Below are 21,925 nucleotides of genomic sequence, written 5' to 3' on the forward strand. Positions count from 1 at the left end.
GGCCATGCACAGCATTCAAGACATCCGCGACCACTTGCGTGCGCTGGGGGCGAACGCCCTTCACGAGCAGCGCGTGCTGTGCCTGTGGGCGCAGGCCAAGCCGCAAGACAGCGGTCGCAGGCCGCTGCAAAGTTTCATGCCCACCGCAGTGCGCGAGGCCTTGCCTGCGCTCAGCACCACGCTGACAGGCTTGGCCACGTTGCGTGAACAACACCCGGGGCAAGACGGCTCGGCACGTTTGCTGGTGGGCCTTCAGGACGGCCAGACCGTCGAAAGCGTGCTGCTGCCGCGCGACGGCTTGTGCGTTTCATCCCAAGTGGGCTGTGCAGTCGGTTGTGTGTTTTGCATGACCGGGCGTGAGGGCCTGATCCGTCAGGTGGGCAGTGCCGAAATCGTGGCGCAAGTGGCGCTGGCCCGTACGCTCAGGCCTGTCAAGAAAGTGGTGTTCATGGGCATGGGCGAGCCCTCGCACAACTTGGACGCGGTCATGGAGGCCATTGACCTGCTGGGCACCGTGGGCAACATTGGGCACAAAAACTTGGTGTTTTCGACCGTGGGCGATGCGCGGGTGTTTGAGCGTTTGCCGCAAGGCCGCGTTAAACCGGCGCTGGCCTTGTCGCTGCACACCACCCGAGCCGATTTGCGAATGCAACTGCTGCCGCGTGCCCCGCGCTTCGACCCACAAGACCTGGTGGAAGCAGGGGAGGTTTATGCACGCGCCACGGGTTACCCCATTCAGTACCAGTGGACCTTGATCGACGGCGTGAACGACAGCGATGAAGAAATCGAGGGCATTGTGCGTTTGCTCAAAGGCAAGTACGCTTTGATGAACATGATCCCGTACAACGCTGTGCCCGATTTGCCTTTTGCGCGCCCGAGTTGGGAGAGGGCCGCGGCCATCGCACGCACGCTGCACCAGCGCGGTGTGTTGACCAAGTTGCGCCAGTCAGCGGGGCAGGACGTGGAGGGCGGATGTGGTCAGCTCAGGGCGCGCGATCTGGTGCAGCGTGAGCAGCGGGTGCAACCCGTGACCCTGCGCCGCCACATCAACGCCCCGGCAGTTTGACCAATCCGCTGGAGAGCGAGGTGCCCAGCAAAATCACCGCGCCGCACAGCAGCATCCAGGCGGTGACGCTCTCGCCTAAAAAAAGCACGCCATACAAGATGGCAAAGACCGGCACCATGAAGGTCACGGTGAGTGCTTTGGCCGGACCGGTGTTCTCGATCAGTTTGAAGTAGAGGATGTACGCCAGCCCCGTGCACACGATGCCCACCGCGAGCAAAGCGCCCCAGGCGTGCAGACTGGGCAGGTGCTGCGGGCGCCACCACAGCGCAGGCAGTGCGAGCGCCAGTGCTGCGCCCATTTGGCTGCCGGTGGCCGTGACCAGTGGGGGAAGGCTGGGGATGAATTTTTTGGTGAAGCTGGCGGACAGGGCATAGCAGACCGTCGCCCCCAGACACGCCAGCACCGCCCAGAACGGGGCAATGCCCGAGTCGTTGGGTTTGAACGAGGCCTCGCCGCCAGCCAGCAGGGCCACGCCCGCAAAGCCCAGCACCAGCCCCAAGCTGCGCGACAGACCGGGGCGGTCACCCAGCCACAGCCAGGCCACGATGGCCCCAAAGAGCGGCACGGTGGCGTTGAGGATCGACGACAGGCCCGTGGTGATGTGCATCACGGCAAACGAATACAACGCAAACGGGATGCCAGAGTTCAGCACGCCCACCAAGAAGATGGGTTTCCAGTGCTGGCGCAGCAGCGGGGCATGGCCCCGCATGCGAAGGATGGGCCACAGAAAAAGCGCGGCAATCGTCACGCGCAAGGCGGCTGTGGGCAGTGGCCCCAGTTCTTGCGCGGCGATGCGCATGAACAAAAACGAAGAACCCCAGATGAGGGCCAGCAGCAAGAAGTCGCGAACCCAGGGACGGGCAGGGGAGTGGGTCATGAAAACAGGTCTTGGTGGCCTTCGAGCTGCAGCAGCGCACGTTTGCGCTCCAGGCCTCCGGCGTATCCGGTGAGCTGACCTGTGCTGCCCAGCACCCGATGGCAAGGCACGATGATACTCACCGGATTGCGCCCCACCGCCGCGCCCACGGCCCGAACGGCCTGAGGTTTGTTCAAGCGCGAGGCCAACTGGCCGTAGCTTTGGTGAGTGCCTGCCGCAATGGTCAACAGCGCTTGCCAAACGGCTTGCTGAAACGCCGTGCCGCGCGACAGGTCCAGCGGCAGATCGAACACGGTCCTGCGCCCGGCAAAGTAGTCCTGCAACTGCGCCGCGGTGGCTTGCAACACCGGGTGGTCCGGGGCGGGCTGCCAGCTTTGCATCACTTGCGCCTCTGGTCCATGCCGCTGCCCCTCAAACCAGACGCCGCACAGGCCCCGGTCGCTGCAGGCGAGGATGAGTTCGCCCAAGGGGCTGGCGGTGCGGGTGGTGAATGTGATCATGGCTTCTCCGGCGTGGGAAGTGAAGGGGTGAGGCGTGACCAGGCGGCCAACAGGGCGTAACTGCGAAAAGGTTGCCAGGCCTGGCCCATGTGTTCCAGCGCTTGGGTGGGCCGGGCTTCGTCACGCACCCCCAGGGCGTTTTGCAGCGCCACGTCCTGCACTGGCCAGGCGTCTTCCCAGTGCAGGGTGCGCATGGCCAGGTAGTGGGCTGTCCAAGGGCCGATGCCGGGCAGGGCTTGCAGGGCGCTCAAGGTGGCGGCGACGTCGCTGCCCGGTGTCAGCTGCAGTTGACCGCTGTCGACGGCCTGTGCCAGGGCATGGATGGCGCGTTGGCGTTGGCGCACGATGCCCATGCTGCCCATGAGGGCGGCGTTTTCCTCACGGGCCAGGGTCGCCGCATCGGGGAAATGCCGATCCAGTTCAGGCCAGGGCGTCTGACAGGGCTGTCCCAAGGCCTGCACCAGGCGGTCGCCCAGCGTGCGTGCAGCTTTGACGGTGATCTGTTGCCCCAGCACGGCGCGCACGGCCAGCTCAAAGCTGTCCAGCCCACCCGGGATGCGGATGCCGTGGGATTGCGCAAAGTGCTCCCCCAGCACCGCGTGCACGGTGGCCGGGTCGGCGTCCAGATCCAGCCACTGGCGCACCTGGGCAACCAATTCGGGCAGCACCGGCAAAAGGCTGGCGCTCGCTTGCAGCTGCACATGGGGTGAGTCAGGTGCCCAACCGACCACGATCCAGCCCGTGAGTGGGGCTTGATGCGATGCCCTGGGATGCCAGCGCACCGTTCGGTGCAGCTGGGCCTGCATGCCTTCGCCTGTCCAGAGTTCAACACCAGGCAGCGAGCGGCTTTGCAAAAAGCCCCAAAGGTGTTCGCGCTGCAAGGGCGGGCGGTAGGCCAGCCGCAGTGTCACAGGTGCCCCGGGGTTGCGTGCCTGGGCACGCAGCTGGCGGGGCGTCAACTGGTAATGCTGGGCAAAACTGGCATTCATGCGCCGTGTCGAGCCGAAACCGCTGAGGTGGGCGATCTCGGACGTGGGCAAGGGGCTGTCGTGCAGCCACTGTTTGGCGTGCAGCAGCCGCTTGGTTTGCAAATACTGCAAAGGTGAAACTTGCCAGTGCGTTTCAAACACGCGGCGCAGGTGCCGGTCGCTCACGCCCAGTTGGGCGGCCAGTGCGGTCATGGCTGGCGCTTTGCCGCCTTGACGCAAAGCCTGCTCAAGCAAGCGTGCTGCCGCTTGCGCCAGGATGGCGCTGGCGTCCGTGGTCGACCACCAGCGCTGGGCCGGGGCCAGTTCGGGGCGGCACTTGAGGCAAGGCCGGAAACCCGCCGCTTCGGCCTGTGCGGAGGTTTCAAAGAAGTGGCAGTTTTTTGGCAGAGGCAAACGCACCCGGCACACGGGACGGCAGTAAATGCCTGTGGAGCGCACCCCCATGAAGAACAGTCCGTCAAAGCGGGCATCCTTGTCCTGGAAGGCGCGGTAGCAGCGGCCTTCGTTGACGGGCTGACCGTGCAAGAACAGTTCCTGAGGAGTGTGCATGTGGGGCATGTTAGTCGCAAAAACCGAAGGCATGAGCCATTTTCGGACATGCGGTTTCGAGCCTGTTTCGGAATGTTGTGCCGCCATTGACACCTACAATTGACGATCATTCTCTGCGCATAAACGGGTTCCTCATGCAAGTCACCGCCTCCATCTTCAAAGCCTACGACATTCGCGGCGTGGTGCCGGGCACCTTGAACGAAACATTTGCCGAGGGCTTAGGCCAAGCATTTGGAACGCAAGCCCTGTCTGAAGGCCAAACCCGGGTGGCTGTAGGGCGCGACGGCCGTTTGAGTGGGCCCAGCTTGTCGGATGCACTCATTCGTGGTTTGGTGGCTGCGGGTGTGCAGGTCATCGACATTGGGTTGTCGACCACGCCCATGCTTTACTTTGCTGCCCACACCGCATGCCAAAGTGGCATTCAGGTGACGGGCAGTCACAACCCCAAGGATTACAACGGTTTCAAGATGGTTTTGGGTGGCCGCGCCATTTATGGGGATGAAATTCAGGCCCTGCGGCACATGATGGAAGCCGAAACCTGGCAGTTGCGTGAAGGGGGGCACGTCACGCATCTGGACGTGCTGGCCGACTACACGCAGCGCATCGTGGGCGACGTGAAGTTGGCGCGTCCCATGAAGATCGTGATCGATTCTGGCAACGGCATTGCCGGCGCTTCGGCACCCGGCATCTTTCGGGCTTTGGGTTGCGAGGTGATCGAGCTGTTCAGCGAAGTGGACGGCAACTTTCCCAACCACCACCCCGATCCCAGCAAGCCTGAAAACCTGCAAGACCTGATCAACGCTTTGCAAAGCACAGACGCTGAACTCGGCTTGGCTTTTGACGGTGACGGCGACCGCTTGGGCATCGTGACCAAAGACGGCCAAAACATCTACCCGGATCGCCAGATGCAGTTGTTTGCCCAGGACGTGCTCAGCCGAGTGCCGGGTGGCACCATCTTGTTTGATGTGAAGTGCTCCCAACGCTTGGCCCCAGTCATTGAGGCAGCGGGCGGCACGGCCCTGATGTACAAAACAGGCCACTCGCTCATCAAGGCCCAAATGAAAGCCATTGAGGCTGCAGGTGGTCAGGCACCTTTGGGTGGCGAGATGAGCGGCCACATTTTCTTCAAAGAGCGTTGGTACGGTTTTGACGATGGCACCTACGCGGGTGGTCGCATGCTGGAAATCCTCAGCCAATCCCCTGACGCCAACGCGGTGCTCATTGCTTTGCCCACCAGTTTCAGCACACCCGAGCTGAATGTGGCTTGCGCCGAAGGTGAGCCGCACAGCGTGACGGCTCTCTTGCAGGCCAAAGCCGCCAACGCTTTCAGTGCCCCGGCCAAAGTCTCAGACATCGACGGCCTTCGGGTGGACTGGCCCGATGGTTTTGGTTTGATCCGTGCGTCCAACACGACACCTGTGCTGGTGTTGCGTTTTGAAGGCCAGACCGAAGTGGCCTTGCACCGTATCGAAGCCGAGATGCTGGCGCTGTTGCGTTCGGTCAAGCCCGATGCCCAGCTAGGCGCAGCGGCGCATTGAACAAGACACAAAACTTGCCATGAACTTTGCCAATGCCGTGCTCAGCGATGACCCAGAGGTGATCGTTTTTAACCTGAAACAACGCTACACAGGCGTGTCGGCCACCATCAACGCTTTGGTGCCCTTGCAAGCCCAACAGTGGAACTTGGGTTTTTGCGGCACACGCATGTCCAACGGTGTCGATGGCATGACCTTGGGTCAAGCCATTCAACGGTCCCGAAAGCCGCCAGTGGGTCGTGCGTTTCGCATTTGGCATGTGCGGCGTGACCCCGAAATGATGGCCGCCATTTTTGCGCGCGATGTCTTGCGTTTGCCCATCAAATTGGTGTTCACCTCGGCCGCCCAGCATTTGCACGGGCGCTTTCCAAGGTGGTTGATTTCCAAAATGGACGCGGTCATCTCCACCACGCCCCTCGCTGCCAGTTTTGTGCCCAACACCACGGCTGTGGTGCCGCACGGCATTGATTTGTCTCGATTCAGTCCGCCGCCTGACAAGCTCAATGCTTGGGCCAGTTCGGGTTTGCCGGGACAGTACGGCATTGGGGTGTTTGGTCGCGTGCGTCCTGACAAAGGCAGCGATGTGTTTGTCCAGGCCATGATCCAAGCCTTGCCCCACTTGCCCGGTGCGACGGCCGTGATTGCGGGCTTGGCCCAACCTCAACACCAGGCCTATCAGCAAGACCTGCAAAGGCAGATCGATACCGCCGGTTTGAACGATCGCATTTTTTTTCTGGGTGAAGTGCCTGCGGGCGAAGTGCACCTGTGGTACCAGCGCTGCTTGTTGTGCGTGGCTTGCCCACGGTACGAGCCGTTTGGCCTGACGCCTTTTGAGGCCGCTGCGACAGGGTGCGCCTTGGTGTGCTCGCGAACAGGCGCGTTTGACCAATTGGCCCTACCCGGCGTCACGGGTGAGATGGTGGAGACCGATGATGTGGATGGGCTCGCCAAGGCGGTCTTGTCGGTGATGCAAGACCCGCAGCATGCTGCTCGATTGGGGGAGGCCGCGCAAGCGCGTGTCACCGAACACTTTTCTCTGTCCAAAGAAGCAGAAGGCATTGCCCGTGTTTACCGCGGTCTGTTTGAAAAGGCTTTTGATTGATGACGGGCTCACCTGCCGATTGGAGTTGGCGTGAGCGATGGGCCTTGCTGGGCTACGACTGGCTGATGCAGCTTTTGCAACCCCTTTTGCGGATCAAACTAAAGCGCAGAGCCCGGCAAGAGCCTGAGTATGGTGTGCGGATTGCGCAGCGATTCGGGCGTTATTCAGAGCAACCGCCCCAAGGTGGGTTTGTTTGGCTGCATGCGGTCTCTCTGGGCGAAACCCGTGCTGCGGCCTTGCTGTTGCCTGCGCTGCGGGAGGCCATTCCTGGCATGCGGCTTTTGTTGACACACAGCACGGCGACCGGTTGGCATCAGGGGCGCAGTCTCTTGCAAGCGGGAGATCAACAGGCTTGGCTACCCTGGGACACCGAGCAAGCAACACGGCAATTTTTGACGCACTTCAAGCCGAGCATGGGACTGCTCATGGAAACAGAAGTTTGGCCCAATTTGGTCCAAACTTGTCGTCAGGCCCAAGTGCCTTTGTGCTTGATCAATGCCCGGATGAGTGAGAAGTCCTGCACGAAGGCGCTGCGCTGGCCGCTGCTTTCTGGACCGGCCTACCGGGGTTTGAGTGCTGTGCTGGCGCAAACGCCATCCGATGCGCATCGCCTGCGGGCATTGGGATGCCCTGCTGTTGACGTGGTGGGCAACCTCAAATTCGATGTCACTGTCTCTGAGCAGTCGCAAGCTTTGGCCCTGCGCTGGCAAAGCGGTTTGTCATCTCGCCAGGTGGTGATGTTGGCCAGCACCCGCGAAGGTGAAGAGCTGATGTGGTTACAAGCTTTGCAGTCCGATCCCGAGCGCTTGGCCCAATTCAAGGCGCTTGGCGTTTTGTGGTTGTTGGTGCCACGTCACCCCCAACGGTTTGACGAGGTGCATGCGTTGCTTGAACAAGCAGGTTGTCGTTGCGAAAAGCGCAGTGCGTGGGGTGACTTGGCGCCCACTTCAGCGCTCAAGGCGGAGGTCGACGTTTTACTGGGCGACAGTCTGGGTGAGATGCAAGCCTATTATTTGGTCAGTCAGATGGCACTTTTGGGCGGTAGTTTTGCGCCGCTTGGCGGGCAAAATTTGATCGAAGCCGCAGCCTGTGGATGCCCCGTGGTCATGGGGCCACACACGTTTAATTTTTCCGAAGCTGCCGAATCGGCTGCCGCTTGTGGGGCTGCGTTGCGGGTGCCGGACATGCAAGCAGGCCTTGACCATGTGTTGTGGGCGCTCAGCCAACCGCAATGGTTGATCCAAGCGCGAGGTGGGACACAAACACTTTTAGACACCGGCCGTGGCGCTGTTACCCTGCACAGCAAAGCTTTGAAAGCCCAGTGGCTTGCACTGCCTTTGACCCCACAAGGCGACCGTTGATCTACTGAGGCAAAGATTTTTCCCAGGCCCAGGCGTGAGCAACGATCTCATCCAGTGAAGTCCATTGGGGTTGCCAACCCAACACTTTTTTGGCTTGCGTCGCATCGGCCACCAAGCGATCGGGGTCGCCATCTCTACGGGGTGCATCCACCGTTGAAATGGTTTGGCCTGTGACACGGCGGGCGGTCTCAATCACTTCTTGGACTGAATAACCGTTGCCATTGCCCAAGTTGTACTGTTGGCTGTCCGCCCCATGGATCAGGCTTTCCAGGGCAAGCCGATGAGCGTCGCACAGGTCTGCAACGTGCACATAATCTCTCACGCAGGTGCCATCCGGTGTGTCGTAATCGCGGCCAAAAACCGAGATGTGGGGTTTTTTGCCGGAAGCCACTTGCAAAACCAAGGGAATCAGGTGTGTTTCTGGTTCATGCCGTTCGCCCAATTGGACTTCGGGGTCTGCCCCTGCGGCATTGAAGTACCTCAAGCACACGGACTTCAAGCCGTAGGCATGGTCAAAATCATCCAAGATCTGCTCGACCATCCATTTGCTGCGCCCATAGGGGTTGATGGGCTGCTGGGGGTGCTTCTCGTCAATGGGCGAGTAAAGGGGTTGCCCAAAGGTGGCGGCCGTTGAGGAGAAAACAAAACGGTTGACCCCCGCCAGCCGCATGGCCTCCAGCAAACGGAGGGTGTTGGCCACATTGTTTTCGTAATATTTGGCAGGTTCTTGAACCGACTCACCGACCTGAATGAACGATGCAAAGTGCATCACTGCATCAAAACGCCCGGGTTGAATCAGTTGGGCCAGCAAGTCTTTGTCTGCCAGATCGCCCTGGACAAAATCCCCGTACAGCACCGCATCGCGGTGGCCGTTGCTCAGGTTGTCCAGCGTGGTGACACGGCAACCTGAACGTCCCAGTTGTTTCACCATGTGCGAGCCAATAAAACCCGCACCGCCGACCACCAAGACGTTCATTTTTTACTTTTGCAGCAAATCGTTGGTTTTTTGCAGGTCTTCCAGTTTGAGCACACCAGCCGCTTGGCTTAATTTGAGACGTCCCAGCAAGACGTCGTAACGCGCCTTGGCCAGATCCCGCTTGGTCTGAAAGAGTTGACTTTGGCTGTTGAGCACGTCGATGTTGATGCGCACACCGACTTGGTAGCCCAGCTTGTTGGCATCGAGCGCCACTTGGCTGGACGATTCGGCTGCCTGCAGGGCCGTGGCTTGTCCAATGCCCGATTGCAAGCCAAAGTAGGCGGTGCGAGTGGCCTGGGCCACTTGGCGTTGGACGCTTTCAAGGTCCAAGCGGGCTTTTTCTTCCAATGCCACGGTTTCGCGAATGCGGTTTTGAGTGGCAAAACCCGCAAAAAGGGGCACGTTCAAGTTGATGCCTAAAGAAGCCAAGTTCACCTGGTTGCTTCCCCCAACGAGGTTGGCGGTGGCGGTTCCATTGATGTTCTTTTGTGAGTTGTAACCCAGGGTCAGGTCCACCGTGGGTTTGTGTCCCGCTTGGGCTTTCTCTGTTTCCAGTTTGGCGACTTCAAAATTGGTCCTAGCCTGTTGGATGCCCGGGTGGTTTTGTGCACTGGTATCGACCCAAGTGTCCACACTGCCCTCTGGCACCGGTGGCAATTCAACGCGGGCTTGAAAGTTCTTCGGTTGGATACCTGTTTTGCCAACCAGGATTTCCAAAGCCATTTTTTTGACCCGTAGGTCATTGTCTGCCGCGATTTCCTGTGCGGTCACCAAGTCAAACCGTGCTTGGGCTTCCCGTGTGTCCGTGATGGTGGCCGTACCGACTTCAAAATTGCGTTTGGCACTGGCGAGTTGCTCGCCCACAGCAGCCTTTTGGGCTTTGACAAAGGTCAGGCTGTCTTGCGCACCCAGCACGTCAAAGTAAGACTGGCTCGCCCGAATGATCAGATCCTGTTCAGCTTGGACCAAAGCGGCTTGTGCGGCATCCAGGGCTTTTTGGCTTTGACGGTAAGTCGCCAAGTTGGCGGGTCGGTACAGAGGCTGTGTGGCATTGATGCCCGCAGTTTGTGTGTTGTAAGCACGGGAAATGGCCCCAATGCCTGTGATGTCCAGTTCGGTCCGGGAGGCGCTGCCCGACAGACCGACTGTGGGCAGCAGCACCGCTTTGCCTTGGTCTGCTTTGGCCAAACTGGCTTGGTACTGCGCTTTGGCCGAAAGATAGGCCGCATCATAGTTTTTGGCCAGGTCAAAAACCTCCGTCAAGCTCTGCGCTTGGGCGCTGCCGGCCAAGGCGATGCCCACGAACAGATGAACCGAAGAGCGTTGGAACAGGGTCCGGGCGGAGAATGGGAGCTGCATGCACTTCTTTCTTGTAAACCGACTAAACATCGGTGTGTATCAATAAACCGGAACAGTGGGATCGACCTGGGCCGACCAGGCATGGATGCCTCCGGCCACATTCACAACTTGGAAGCCATGCTGGAGCAAGAAGTTGGCCACCTGCATGCTGCGGCTACCGTGGTGGCACAGGCAAGCAATCGGTTTGGCTTTGTCCAGTTCATCCAGTCGCGCAGGAATGGTTTGCATGGGCATGTGCACCAGGTCCATGCCTTCGGGCTTGGCGCTGGCGGTTTGCACTTCCCATCCTTCGCGCACATCGAGCAAGATGGGGCGTTGGGTTTGTTGGCTGGTCCATTCGGCCATCTGAGAGGGGGAGAGCTGTTGCATGGTGATCAGAACCTGAATTAGAACTTGAAGCTGGAGGGCTCGGCAAAGCCTGACAAGCGGGGCGCGTTGGCATCCCAAGGTTCGGTGGTGGACCAGCTCGTCTCACTGTTGCGGGTGATCACAGTGGCACGCATCATGGGCTCTTGACCCACGATCGCTGCCAAGCGGCCGCCCACGCTCAGTTGCTGCAACAAGGTCGCAGGCACTTCGGCGACCGAGCCATTGAGCACGATCACGTCAAACGGACCATCTGCAGAGGCGCCTTGGCTGCCATCGGCATGGCGGACGGTGACGTTGGTGACGCCCGCTTTTTGCAGGTTGGTTTGTGCTTGTCCAGCCAAGCCTGAATCGATTTCCAAGCTCAGCACGCTGGCCGCTTGGTTGGCCAGCAAAGCGGCCATGAAGCCCGATCCGGTGCCCACGTCCAGCGCTTTGTCACCGGACTGAACAGCCAAATCTTGCAGAAGACGGGCCTGAACGCGCGGGGCCAGCATGACTTGGTTGGGCGCAGCGCCCAGAGGAATCTCCATGTCCACAAAGGCCAAAGCCTTGTGCGCCAAAGGCACAAAATCTTCACGGCGCACGGTAGACAGCAGTTCCAGCACTTGAGGGTCCAGCACTTCCCAAGGGCGGATTTGCTGCTCAATCATGTTGAAGCGGGCTTGGTTCATGTCCATTTCTTACTCCTGCGGGTATCTGTTTCAAATATCGGGTGATTTTAAGGGGCGGGCGTGTCAGATCTCTGACGCGCTGGGGGCAAGCCTGCTTTTCGGCGCAGCCACTGGGCCAAATCGTCCATATAGCAATACACCACGGGCACCACCACCAAAGTCAACAGCGACGAGGTGATGACCCCGCCGATCACGGCCTGACCCATGGGGGCGCGTTGCTCTGAGCCTTCGGTCAAGGCAAAAGCCAGCGGCACCATGCCAAAAATCATGGCCAAGGTGGTCATCAAAATGGGGCGCAGGCGCACTTTGGCAGCCATCAACAAGGCTTCATTGCGGCCCATGCCCGCGATGCGGCGGCCATCGGCGTCGGTGTGGTCTTCACGGGCTCGAATGGCAAAGTCCACCAACAAAATCGCATTTTTGGTGACCAAACCCATGAGCATGATCACGCCAATGACGGAAAACATCGACAAGGTGGAACGGAACGCCATCAGTGCCAGCACCACGCCAATCAGCGTCAAGGGCAGGGCGGTCATCAAGGCCAGCGGTTGCAAAAAGCTTTTGAACTGGCTGGCCAAAATCATGTAAATGAAGATCACGGCCATGGCCAAGGCCGTGACCGCGTAGCCAAAGGATTCGGCCATGTTCTTGGTAGAACCCCCAAACTGGTAACGGTAGCCAGGTGGCAGGTTCACACCCTCCATGATTTTGCGGACGTCGGCAGACACTTCGCCCGCAGCGCGGCCGTAGGTGTTGGCGTTGATGGCGACTTCGCGGGTCAAGTCGCGCCGGTTGATTTGGTTGGAGCCTGTGGACTCGGTGATTTTCGCCACCTGGCCCAAGCGAACCACACGCGGGTTGCCGTCAGGTCCGTTGCCCATGACAAAGGGCAAACGGTCCAAGTCCTGGGTGGCGTTGCGACTTTCGGGGGACAAGCGGACAATCACATCGTAGGTTTGGTCATCCGGGGCGCGCCAGTTGCCCACTGTTTGGCCGGCCACCAAGGTGCGCAAAGGTCCTGCAATCTGGCCGGTGCCCAGCCCCAAATCTGCAGCAGAGTCGCGCAAAAGTTCAACGCGCAGTGTGGGTTTGTTGGCTTTGACGCTGGAGTCCAAATCCACCAAACCTGGGATGTTGCGCACCTTTTCCATCACCTCCAATGCCAATCGTTCCAATTCGCGTTGGTCGGGGCCTTGCAATGAGAACTCCACCTGTTTGTTGCCGCCCACCGAGTCCAGCAGGCCGACGTGGGTGACGGTGATGCCCGGCACTTGGCTCAGGCGTTGGCGCAAGACGCCAGACATCTCGTCTACGTTGCGTTGGCGGTCTTTGCGGTCCACCAAGCGGATGTAAACGCTGGTGTTGTTTTTGCCCAGAGCGCTGCCTGTGTTGAGGGTGGCCAAGGTGTAGCGCACTTCGGGCAACTCGCGAATGATGGCTTGTACCTGCCTGGCTTTGGCTTCGGTGGCCTCCAAGGAACTGCCCACAGGGGTTTGAAAGCTGACGGTGGTTTCCGAGAAGTCAGCTTTGGGCACAAATTCGGTGCCCACAAAACGCAGCATCACGATGCTCAAAGCAAAAATGGCCACGGCCAGCAGCACTGTTTTGCGTTTGTGCACGAGAGACCATGCCAATATCTTCTGATACCCATCGGCCAGTTGGTCGGTTCCGCGGTCAAACCAACCCGTTACCCGGCCAATGGTTTTGTCGTAGAAAGTCACTGGGGCATGTTGTTTGCCATGCTTGTCGATACTCGGGTCATGCCAGATGCTGGACAGCATCGGGTCGAGCGTGAAGCTGACAAACATCGAGATCATGACCGCCGCCACGATGGTGATGCCGAACTCGTGGAAGAACTTGCCGATGATGCCTTCCATGAAGCCAATGGGCAAAAACACCGCCACGATGGACAGGGTGGTGGCCAGCACCGCCAGCCCGATTTCTTGGGTACCGTCTAGGGAAGCTTGAAACGCGTTTTTGCCCATTTGCACATGGCGCACGATGTTCTCTCGCACCACGATGGCGTCGTCGATCAGCAAGCCCACACACAAGGACAGCGCCATCAGCGTGATCATGTTGATGGTGAAGCCGAACATTTGCATGAACATGAAAGTGCCGATCAAGGAGATCGGTAAGGTCAAGCCCGTGATGACGGTGGATCGCCAAGAATTGAGAAACAGGAAAACGATGAGCACCGTCAGGATGGCCCCTTCGATCAGGGTGCGGCGAACGTTGTCTACCGCCACGCGGATCGGGCGTGAGCCATCGGTGATGGGCTCGAGTCGAATGCCATCTGGAATTTGGCGCTTCATCTCGGCCACGGTTTTGACCAAGCCATCGATCACGTCGATGGTGTTCTCATCCTGGGCTTTTTGCACCGTCAGCAACAAGGTGCGTTGACCGTTGTAAAGGGCCAGGGTCTCCAGTTCTTGCGCGCCGTCTTTCACCCGGGCCACCTGCGACAGCCGGATGGAGGTGTTGCCTTTGCGGGCCACGATGATGCGTTCAAAGTCCTCGGGGCGCTTCATGCGCGATTCGACTTGCACCATGCGTTCTTGCTCAAGCGAGCGTATGGCGCCCACAGGCAAGTCCTGGTTTTCATTGCGCACCGCATTGACCACTTGGTCTGCTGTGACACCCAGCGCCTCCATGGCAGCCGGTATCAGGTACAGGTTGATCTCGCGCCGTGTGCCGCCCACCAAGGAGACCGAGCCCACACCGCGCACGTTTTCAAGGCGTTTTTTGAGCACCTGTTCAGACCAATTGGTCAACTCCACGGCGCTCAATGCAGCATTTTGGGCTGACTTTGCGGCATCGGTTGGCGTACTGGGCACCACAGCGAGTGACCAAACGGCGCGGGCAGAAGGGTCAAACCGGAGCACCTTGGGTTCTTTGACTTCGGTCCGCAGCGACGGGCGTATCGCTGCCACTTTTTCGCGCACATCTTCGGCCGCCTTGCGACCGTTGATGTTCAGCTGGAATTCAATGACCACGACCGACTGGTTTTCGTAGCTGCGTGAAGTCAGGGCGCTGATGCCCGCGATGGAATTGACGCCTTCTTCGATTTTTTTGGAGACTTCGCTTTCGACGATTTCAGGGGAGGCACCAGGGTATTCGGTGCTGACCACCACCACCGGAAAGTCGATGTTGGGGAACTGGTCGACTTTGAGCTTTTGATAAGAGAACAGGCCCATGACCACCAAGGCCAGCATGACCATGGTCGCGAAAACGGGGTTTTGCAGACTGACGCGGGTGAACCACATGCCGGGGGCCCTTTCAGCGCACGCCAGCGGTGAACTTCACCCGGGTGCCTTCACGAACGGCACCGGCGCTGGCCGTGAGCACCTGCGTGCCCTCGGTCAGGCCTTGCACCTCCACCCAAGTCAGGGTGAGGTTGTTCTGTGTTTGTTCGGTTCGTGTGCCCGTTTGAACCGTGATGTGTTTGACTTGTTCACCGTCAATCACCTGGACGTAGGGTTGCGGTTTGTCGGTGCGCACGCTGGCCAGAGGCACAGCCAAAGCCCGGGTGCTGCGTGTGCCCAAAGTGCCTTCGGCAAAAAGACCCTGTCTCAAACCTTCTTCTCCGGCCAGCCCCAAGTAAACCAACACACTGCGACTGCCCGCCTGGGCACTGGGGCTGATGCGCAAGACTTTGGCTGTGACGGTTTCTTCCATGCCTTCGATGGTCATTTTGGCGCGCATGCCTGGACGCACCAAACCCGCATCAGCAGCAGGCAAAGCGGCTTCGATTTCGAGCTGGCTCAGGTTGACCACTTCCACAATTCGGCCGTCCAGGGCCATGCGCTCGCCCGGCTGCGCCAAGCGTTGGGCCACTTGGCCGCTGATGGGGCTGCGAACCGTGGTGTCGTCCATGGCTTTGAGGGTCACATCGAGTGCCGCCATGGCGGCCATGTGGGTCGCCTTGGCGCCGTTCAGGCTGGCCATGGCATTTTGCAAAGCAGTCGGCGAAATGAAGCCCTGTTCCATCAACGCCTTGTTGTTGTCGTACTGTTTTTGCGCAATCTCCACCTGCGCCCAGGCTGCGTCAGCCTGTTGTTTGGCCTGTCGCTCGCGCGCTTGGTATTCGGTGGGGTCAATCCGTGCAATGACTTGACCCGCTTTGACCAGGTCTCCCTCGCGGACGGTCAGGTCCATCAACTCGCCCACCATGCGGGCCTTGACCATGGCGCTTTGGCTGGCCTTGAGGGTGCCAGAGACCGGCAAGCCCTGCACCATGTCCATGGCTTGGACCTTGACCACATCGCTGGTGCTCAACTCGATCGTGCCGGACATCGGGGCGTTGGTCTGGACCGCCGTAGTGGTTTGGCGTTGGTTCATCCAACGCGCCCCGCCTGCCAACAAGGCCGCAGCTGCAATGGCGGACAAGATCCAAAGGGTTGATTTTTTCATGGGTGTATCTGTCCGAAATGAGGCTGTTCAATAAGGGGCCAAGCCCCGCGTCAGCAATTGGGCATGCTGCGAGATGAAGGCTTGTGGGTCGATCTGTTCATGGCTGGGGCAGCAGGGGCCCATGGAGTGTTTCCACATCACCAAAAAAAGCAAAGGGGTCATGACCGAATGCAGGGCCAATTCCACGTTGACCGGGCGAAACTCTGCTTGGTCGATGCCTTTTTGCAAAACATTGCGCACCAAGGCGTGGCCTGGCTCGATCACTTCGGTGCGGTAAAACTGCGCCAGTTCTGGAAAATTACTGGCCTCGCTCATCACCAGTTTGGAGATGCCCGAGGCCTTGGTGTCGCCATAGCGGTACCACCATTGCAGCATCATCCACTCCAGCAATTCGCCGCAGGTGCCTTGAAAATTAGCCACTTCTGCAGCGCCTTGGGTGACGGGCTCTACAACGCTGGCCCGCACCACGGCCTTGAACAGGTCTTCCTTGCTGGGGAAGTACAAAAACAATGTACCTTTGGACACGCCAGCCCGTGCGGCCACCTCTTCGACACGGGTGGCGGCGTAACCTTTTTCCACAAACAAGTCCAAAGCCGCTTCGAGCAGTTCGCCCGGGCGGTCTTGTTTGCGGCGTTCGCGTTTGTGGGGGGCGAGGGTCTCGGCGGTGTTCACGGGTGAGTTAATGACTTGTTGGTTAGTAATGTACGTGTTGAGCGGCGCGCTCGTCAAGGCGTTGGCGCACAAAGGGGGGCAATGTGACGCAAAAAAGGGGCCGAAGCCCCTTTGTGCGTGAAGACGGGTCGGCGTTCAATAAAAAGCTTGCAAACCGGTCTGAGCACGTCCCAAGATCAGCGCGTGGACATCGTGTGTGCCTTCGTAGGTGTTCACGGTTTCCAAGTTGATCATGTGGCGAATCACATGGTATTCGTCGTGGATGCCGTTGCCACCGTGCATGTCACGCGACATGCGGGCGATGTCCAGTGCCTTGCCGCAGCTGTTGCGCTTGATCATGCTGATCATCTCGGGCACGGCTTTGCCTTCGTCCATCAGGCGGCCCACGCGCAGGCAAGCTTGCAGGCCCAGCGTGATTTCGGTTTGCATGTCGGCCAGTTTTTTCTGAATCAGCTGGTTTTGCGCCAGGGGGCGGCCAAACTGCACGCGGTCCAGGGTGTACTGGCGGGCGCGGTGCCAGCAGTCTTCGGCCGCACCCAATGCGCCCCAGGCGATGCCGTAGCGGGCTTTGTTCAGGCAACCAAACGGGCCCTTGAGGCCGTTGACGTTGGGCATCAGGTTTTCAGACGGGACGAACACATCGTCCATCACGATTTCACCCGTGATGCTGGCGCGCAAGCTCATCTTGCCTTCGATCTTGGGTGCGGTCAGGCCCTTCATGCCTTTTTCGAGGATGAAACCGTGGATGGCTTCTTGGCCGCCCACCGTGCCGTCTTCGTTCTCGAGCTTGGCCCAGACCACGAACACGTCAGCAATCGGCGCGTTGGTGATCCACATCTTGGCGCCCTTCAAGATGAAGCCGCCGTCGACCGGCTTGGCGCGGGTGATCATGCTGGCCGGGTCCGAGCCGTGGTTGGGTTCGGTCAGGCCAAAGCAGCCCACCCACTCGCCCGTGGCCAGCTTGGGCAGGTACTTTTGGCGCTGCGCTTCTGAGCCGTATTCGTTGATGGGGTGCATGACCAAGGAGCTTTGCACGCTGATGGCGCTGCGATAGCCGCTGTCCACGCGCTCCACTTCGCGGGCGATCAGGCCATAGGCCACATAGCTCAGGCCCGCGCAGCCGTAGCCTTCGATGGTGGAGCCCAAAAATCCCATGGCCCCGGCCTCGTTCATGATCTCGCGGTCAAATTTTTCGTGACGTGCGGCTTGCAAAACACGGGTTTGCAGGCGTTCTTGGCAGAACGTGTGGGCCGCTTCAACGATGGCGCGCTCGTCATCGGAGAGCTGCTCGCTCAGCAAAAAGGGGTCGTTCCATTGGAAAGTGGTTTTCATGAGGGGTCTCCTGGGTCTGTGCAATTCAAGCTGCCATTGTTGGCATTTCATGAATAGTTGTCTAATATTGATTGCCTATATGTCAATATATATTTTAAATTCATGGAATTTCGTCACCTGCGTTATTTTTTGATGCTCGCCGAAGAGCTGCACTTTGGCCGGGCTGCCCAGCGCCTGTCCATCTCGCAGCCGCCTTTGAGTCTGAACATCCAGCAGCTGGAAGCCTCGGTGGGGGCGCAATTGTTCAACCGCAACAGCCGGGGTGTGCAACTCACGGCGGCGGGTCTGGCATTTGTGCCGGCAGCGAGGGCCTTGCTTTCGCAAGCGGGCGCTGCCGCCCAAAAAGCACGTGATGTGGCCGAGGGCCAATCGGGCCAGCTGCAGATCGGCTTTGCCGGCACCATGCTGTATTGCGGTTTGCCCCAGATCCTGGGCCGTTTTCAGGCCAGCCACCCGCGCTTGCGTCTGGTGTTGCGCGAGTTGAGTTCAACCGAACAGTTGTCCGAGCTGCTGCGCGACCGGCTCGATGTGGGCTTTGTCCACACGCCGCGGGTGCCGCCGGGGTTTGAGCAAATTTTGGTGGCCAGTCAGCCTTGGCGGGTCTGTTTGCCCGTGAACCACCCTTTGGCAGGTGAGGCCAGTTTGGGTCTGGACCAGTTGCGCGGACAAGACTTGGTGGTGGTGTCCCGCACCGTGTCACCCGATTACCACGAGCGCATTTTGATGCTCTGTGAACAAGCGGGCTGGATGCCTCCGGCCGTGCACGAGTTGCGGCATTGGTTGAGCGTGGTGTCTTTGGTCTCACAGGGTTTGGGGGGGGCGCTGGTGCCCGAGGCTTTGCAGCAGTCGGCACTGGCGGGTGCCGTGTTTGTGCCTTTACGTGGCGTGGATGTGCGCTACGACACCCGCTGCCTTTGGCGCAGCGACCGAGACCAGACGGCGCTGGGGGACTTTGTGCAGGCGGTTCAGGCAGGACTTTTGGCCGACTGATAATCACATGCGGCGTTCGGGTGGCGAGCGGTCCATCTGGACAGTGTTCAGCGCCCATTTTTTAACACTCACGAGGAACCCACATGACAGAAACCTTGGTTTTAGGCGGCGGTTGCTTTTGGTGCACCGAAGCGGTTTACGTCAAAGTGCGTGGCGTGACCGACGTGGAGTCGGGTTACTGCAACGGCCAGACTGTCTCGCCCACTTACGAGCAAGTGTGCTCAGGGCGGACCGGGCACAACGAAGTCATCAAGCTCGAATACGACCCCCTTCAGATCAGCACCCGAGAGTTGCTCGAAATTTTCTTTGTCATCCACGACCCAACCACCCTCAACCGCCAGGGCAACGACACGGGTACGCAGTACCGCAGCGGCGTTTACTTCACCACGCCCGAACAGGCCGAAGAGGCGAGGGCGATGATCGCCGAGTTGACTGCTGCCAATGCCTTTGGCCGACCCATCGTGACCGAGGTGCTGGCCTTGGCCAACTACAGCGCGGCAGAGGATTACCACCAAGACTTTTTTGAGCGCAACCCCTACCAAGGTTATTGCATGGCCGTGGCAGCGCCCAAGGTGGATAAATTTCGAAAAACCTTCGCCCGCTTGGTTCGCGACTGAGTCTCCCCTCACGATTCACCACTGACATGCGCCATTCGCGTTCACCCGGTTCAATTTGGCAGAGCTTTCTGCTGATTTGGGCCTTGTTGTGGACGCCCATTTGGGGCCAGTGGCACGCCATGGCGCACAGCGACCTGCAGGCATCGTCTGTCACGGTTCGCTTGCACGCAGGTCAAGCCCAAGAAGACCAGAAAGGGGCTCTGAGTGGCGACCCATTTGGCCATGTCGCAGGCGCTGACCTGTGCAAAATTTTTGACCACCTGACCCCGTCTGACGGGCTCAGCCCAAGCCATACCGCCTGGTCCACCCCGATGGTGGCTGCCCAGAACCCCCTCGCGTTGTTGGCTGTTTTTTCAGGCCATGATCGCTGGACCCACCCGCAACCCCGTGCGCCTCCTGCGCTGATTTGAATCCCTGTTGCTGCTGTGTTGTCTTTCAGTTCCTCACTGAAAGCCTCAGCCTGTACTTGTTTTTCAAATCAGATTGCCATGACATCTTCTTTTCCACTCTCGGCTTTGGCCTCGGCTTGCCTGGCCAGTCTTTCTCTGGGCCATTTTTCGGTTTTGGCGCAAACAACGGCACCTGCTGCGCCCACTGAAATCGTGATTACCAGTAACCCTTTGGGCCGGGACAACACCACCGTGCCCGTCAGCACCTTGGGCCGCAGCGATCTGCTCGAACGCGGGCAGAGCACTTTGGGCGAGACCCTGAACGGTTTGCCTGGTGTGTCCAGCACTTACTTTGGCCCCAACGCCAGCCGCCCCATCATTCGCGGGCTGGACGGTGACCGCATCCGGGTCTTGAACAACAGCGCCTCCAGCCTGGACGCGTCGTCGCTCAGCTATGACCACGCGGTGCCGCTGGATGTCTTGTCCACCGACCGCATCGAGGTTTTACGTGGCCCGGCGGCCTTGCTTTATGGGGGCAGCGCTGTGGGGGGCGTGGTCAATGTGATCGACAACCGCATTCCGCGTGAAGCGGTCTCTGGCGTTCTCGGCAAAGCCCAAGTGCAAGCAGGCACGGGCAACCACGAGCGCAGCGTTGCGGGGCTAGTCGAGGCTGGGAATGAGCGTTTTGCTTTGCACCTGGATGGTTTTGACCGCCGTACGGGGGATGTGGGTGTTCCGGTGAAGTTGGCTTGCGACACAAGCGGAGAAACCCAATATGCCCGGCGAATCTGCAACTCCGCCAGCCAGTCTCGTGGTGGTGCCGTCGGTGTCAGCACCTTTTGGGACCATGGTTACTTGGGCGCATCGGTCAACACGTACCAAAGCGACTACGGCACGGTCGCCGAAGACCAAGTGAAGATCGGCATGAAGTCCACGCGCTTTGCGCTGGAAGGGCAAGTGCACCAACTGCCGGGGTGGCTTCAGAGCGTTAAAGCGCGCCTGAGCCACACCGATTACCAGCACACCGAGTTTGACAACGGCACGCCTGGCACCCTGTTTGCCAACAAAGGGCACGACCTGCGCATAGAAGCCCGGCACCGCCCATTTGCCGGTTGGCAAGGCGTGCTGGGTGTGCAGAGCGAATCGAGCCTTTTTTCAGCCGTGGGTGAAGAAGCCTTTGCGCCCTCTAGCCGCACGCGCAGCCATGCCGTTTTTGTGCACGAAGAGCTGCCCACCGCTTGGGGCCAAGTCACGGCTGGGGCGCGTTGGGAGTCGGTGCGGGTCGAATCATTGGGCAACCCCGAATTGGACCGTTTTGATGCCAGCATGGGCGCTCAAAAGTTCAATCCTTTCAGTTTGGCCGCTGGTACGGTCTTCAAGCTGTCGCCGACATGGTCGTTGACCGGCAATGCGGCCATGACCCAGCGTGCGCCCAAAGATTACGAGTTGTTTGCCAATGGCCCACACCTGGCCACCCATGCCTGGGAGATCGGCAACAAAAATCTGGGCTTGGAAAAGTCCAACAGCCTGGACGCTGGCGTGCATTGGACGTCTGGTCCTGACCGTATGAGTCTGACGGCCTATGCCAGCCACTTCGCCAATTACATCGGCTTGATGAACACCCCGGATGTCGAGGCTGATTTGCCAGTGCAGCTCTACCAAGGCGTGAAAGCCCAATTCAGGGGCTTGGAAGCCAGTGGCCGCCAGCGCTTATGGCAGGGCACCTCGACGCTCGATCTGGACTGGCGTGCCGACACCGTGCGGGCGACCAACAGCAGCAAGGGCGAGCCCTTGCCGCGCATCGCGCCCATGCGTGTGGGTGCAAGCTTGGAGCACGGCCAAGGCCCATGGAGCGCCAAGTTGGGTGCCGACTGGCACGCCGCGCAACAGCGTGTGCCCGATGGCAGTGTGGCCACGGGGGCTTACACCCTCGTCAACGCCAGTGTGACTTATCGCCAAAAGCTGGACACGACGGTGCTGAACTGGTTTGTCCGCATGGACAACCTGACCGACCAGTTGGCCTACAGCGCCAGTTCCATCCTCACGAGCACGGCTTTTGGCAAATCACCTTTGCCAGGACGCAGCTTCAAACTGGGGGTTCAAGCCACGTTTTGATGGCCTGCGTGGCCCCGCCCACAGTGATGGCGCTACGTGGTTTCCG

19 protein-coding genes are annotated in these 21,925 nt (G+C 59.6%); 8 read left to right on the forward strand and 11 right to left on the reverse strand.

Annotation, left to right across the window (positions count from 1 at the left end; genetic code table 11):
• The first annotated feature begins 4 nt into the window (after positions 1–4).
• The gene (locus B9Z40_RS13665) at positions 5–1,066 is read left to right on the forward strand and encodes an RNA methyltransferase (RefSeq protein ID WP_100174087.1); all 1,062 of its coding nucleotides are present in this window, start codon (positions 5–7) and stop codon (positions 1,064–1,066) included.
• On the opposite strand, the gene B9Z40_RS13670 is transcribed toward B9Z40_RS13665, so the two are convergent.
• From B9Z40_RS13670 to B9Z40_RS13680, 3 genes are read right to left on the reverse strand one after another with little or no spacing between them, the layout of a single operon-like run.
• Positions 1,047–1,943 carry a DMT family transporter gene (locus B9Z40_RS13670; RefSeq protein ID WP_100173925.1) on the reverse strand — a complete coding sequence of 299 codons (897 nt, stop codon included), beginning with the start codon at positions 1,941–1,943 and terminating at the stop codon, positions 1,047–1,049. The genes B9Z40_RS13665 and B9Z40_RS13670 overlap by 20 nt on opposite strands.
• On the reverse strand, positions 1,940–2,443 hold the full coding sequence (locus B9Z40_RS13675; protein ID WP_100173926.1) for a methylated-DNA--[protein]-cysteine S-methyltransferase: 504 nt from the start codon (positions 2,441–2,443) through the stop codon (positions 1,940–1,942). Before B9Z40_RS13675 ends, B9Z40_RS13670 begins: the two co-directional genes overlap by 4 nt.
• Entirely contained in the window at positions 2,440–3,981 is a 1,542-nt protein-coding gene (locus tag B9Z40_RS13680; RefSeq protein WP_100174088.1) for a DNA-3-methyladenine glycosylase 2 family protein, read from the reverse strand. Before B9Z40_RS13680 ends, B9Z40_RS13675 begins: the two co-directional genes overlap by 4 nt.
• A gap of 134 nt (positions 3,982–4,115) precedes the next feature.
• On the opposite strand from B9Z40_RS13680, the gene B9Z40_RS13685 reads away from it, so the two are divergent.
• The 3 genes from B9Z40_RS13685 to B9Z40_RS13695 are packed head-to-tail and all read left to right on the forward strand — an operon-like array spanning position 4,116 to position 7,979.
• Positions 4,116–5,519, forward strand: a complete 1,404-nt coding sequence (locus tag B9Z40_RS13685; protein ID WP_100173927.1) for a phosphomannomutase/phosphoglucomutase — start codon at positions 4,116–4,118, stop codon at positions 5,517–5,519.
• Between the two features lie 19 nt (positions 5,520–5,538).
• Positions 5,539–6,618, forward strand: coding sequence for a glycosyltransferase family 4 protein (locus B9Z40_RS13690; protein ID WP_100173928.1), 1,080 nt, complete (start codon positions 5,539–5,541; stop codon positions 6,616–6,618).
• Positions 6,618–7,979, forward strand: coding sequence for a 3-deoxy-D-manno-octulosonic acid transferase (locus tag B9Z40_RS13695; protein WP_100173929.1), 1,362 nt, complete (start codon positions 6,618–6,620; stop codon positions 7,977–7,979). Before B9Z40_RS13690 ends, B9Z40_RS13695 begins: the two co-directional genes overlap by 1 nt.
• Before the next feature lies 1 nt (position 7,980).
• On the opposite strand, the gene galE is transcribed toward B9Z40_RS13695, so the two are convergent.
• The 8 genes from galE to B9Z40_RS13735 all read right to left on the reverse strand — a co-directional run bounded on the left by galE (position 7,981) and on the right by B9Z40_RS13735 (position 17,768).
• The gene (gene galE / locus B9Z40_RS13700) at positions 7,981–8,955 is read right to left on the reverse strand and encodes a UDP-glucose 4-epimerase GalE (protein ID WP_100173930.1); all 975 of its coding nucleotides are present in this window, start codon (positions 8,953–8,955) and stop codon (positions 7,981–7,983) included.
• 3 nt (positions 8,956–8,958) lie between these two features.
• The gene (locus B9Z40_RS13705) at positions 8,959–10,314 is read right to left on the reverse strand and encodes a TolC family outer membrane protein (protein WP_100173931.1); all 1,356 of its coding nucleotides are present in this window, start codon (positions 10,312–10,314) and stop codon (positions 8,959–8,961) included.
• Positions 10,315–10,353: 39 nt separating this feature from the next.
• A complete protein-coding gene (locus B9Z40_RS13710; protein ID WP_100173932.1) occupies positions 10,354–10,683 on the reverse strand; it encodes a rhodanese-like domain-containing protein in 330 nt (109 codons plus the stop codon).
• A gap of 17 nt (positions 10,684–10,700) precedes the next feature.
• The gene (locus tag B9Z40_RS13715; RefSeq protein ID WP_100173933.1) at positions 10,701–11,360 is read right to left on the reverse strand and encodes a protein-L-isoaspartate O-methyltransferase; all 660 of its coding nucleotides are present in this window, start codon (positions 11,358–11,360) and stop codon (positions 10,701–10,703) included.
• A 41-nt stretch (positions 11,361–11,401) separates the two neighbouring features.
• On the reverse strand, positions 11,402–14,617 hold the full coding sequence (locus B9Z40_RS13720; protein WP_100173934.1) for an efflux RND transporter permease subunit: 3,216 nt from the start codon (positions 14,615–14,617) through the stop codon (positions 11,402–11,404).
• Between the two features lie 13 nt (positions 14,618–14,630).
• Entirely contained in the window at positions 14,631–15,764 is a 1,134-nt protein-coding gene (locus tag B9Z40_RS13725; protein WP_100173935.1) for an efflux RND transporter periplasmic adaptor subunit, read from the reverse strand.
• A 27-nt stretch (positions 15,765–15,791) separates the two neighbouring features.
• Positions 15,792–16,436 carry a TetR/AcrR family transcriptional regulator gene (locus B9Z40_RS13730; RefSeq protein WP_233204922.1) on the reverse strand — a complete coding sequence of 215 codons (645 nt, stop codon included), beginning with the start codon at positions 16,434–16,436 and terminating at the stop codon, positions 15,792–15,794.
• A 135-nt stretch (positions 16,437–16,571) separates the two neighbouring features.
• A complete protein-coding gene (locus tag B9Z40_RS13735; protein ID WP_100173937.1) occupies positions 16,572–17,768 on the reverse strand; it encodes an acyl-CoA dehydrogenase in 1,197 nt (398 codons plus the stop codon).
• A 102-nt stretch (positions 17,769–17,870) separates the two neighbouring features.
• On the opposite strand from B9Z40_RS13735, the gene B9Z40_RS13740 reads away from it, so the two are divergent.
• The 4 genes from B9Z40_RS13740 to B9Z40_RS13755 all read left to right on the forward strand — a co-directional run bounded on the left by B9Z40_RS13740 (position 17,871) and on the right by B9Z40_RS13755 (position 21,879).
• A complete protein-coding gene (locus tag B9Z40_RS13740; RefSeq protein ID WP_100173938.1) occupies positions 17,871–18,758 on the forward strand; it encodes a LysR family transcriptional regulator in 888 nt (295 codons plus the stop codon).
• 83 nt (positions 18,759–18,841) lie between these two features.
• Positions 18,842–19,375, forward strand: a complete 534-nt coding sequence (gene msrA / locus B9Z40_RS13745) for a peptide-methionine (S)-S-oxide reductase MsrA (protein WP_100173939.1) — start codon at positions 18,842–18,844, stop codon at positions 19,373–19,375.
• Positions 19,376–19,401: 26 nt separating this feature from the next.
• Positions 19,402–19,785, forward strand: a complete 384-nt coding sequence (locus B9Z40_RS13750) for a DUF2946 family protein (protein WP_100173940.1) — start codon at positions 19,402–19,404, stop codon at positions 19,783–19,785.
• 78 nt (positions 19,786–19,863) lie between these two features.
• Positions 19,864–21,879: a TonB-dependent receptor gene (locus B9Z40_RS13755; protein WP_100173941.1), complete on the forward strand. Its 2,016-nt coding sequence runs from the start codon at positions 19,864–19,866 to the stop codon at positions 21,877–21,879.
• The last annotated feature ends 46 nt before the right edge of the window (positions 21,880–21,925 follow it).

The organism is Limnohabitans sp. 15K, from assembly GCF_002778285.1.
Classification (GTDB): Bacteria; Pseudomonadota; Gammaproteobacteria; order Burkholderiales; family Burkholderiaceae_C; genus Limnohabitans_A.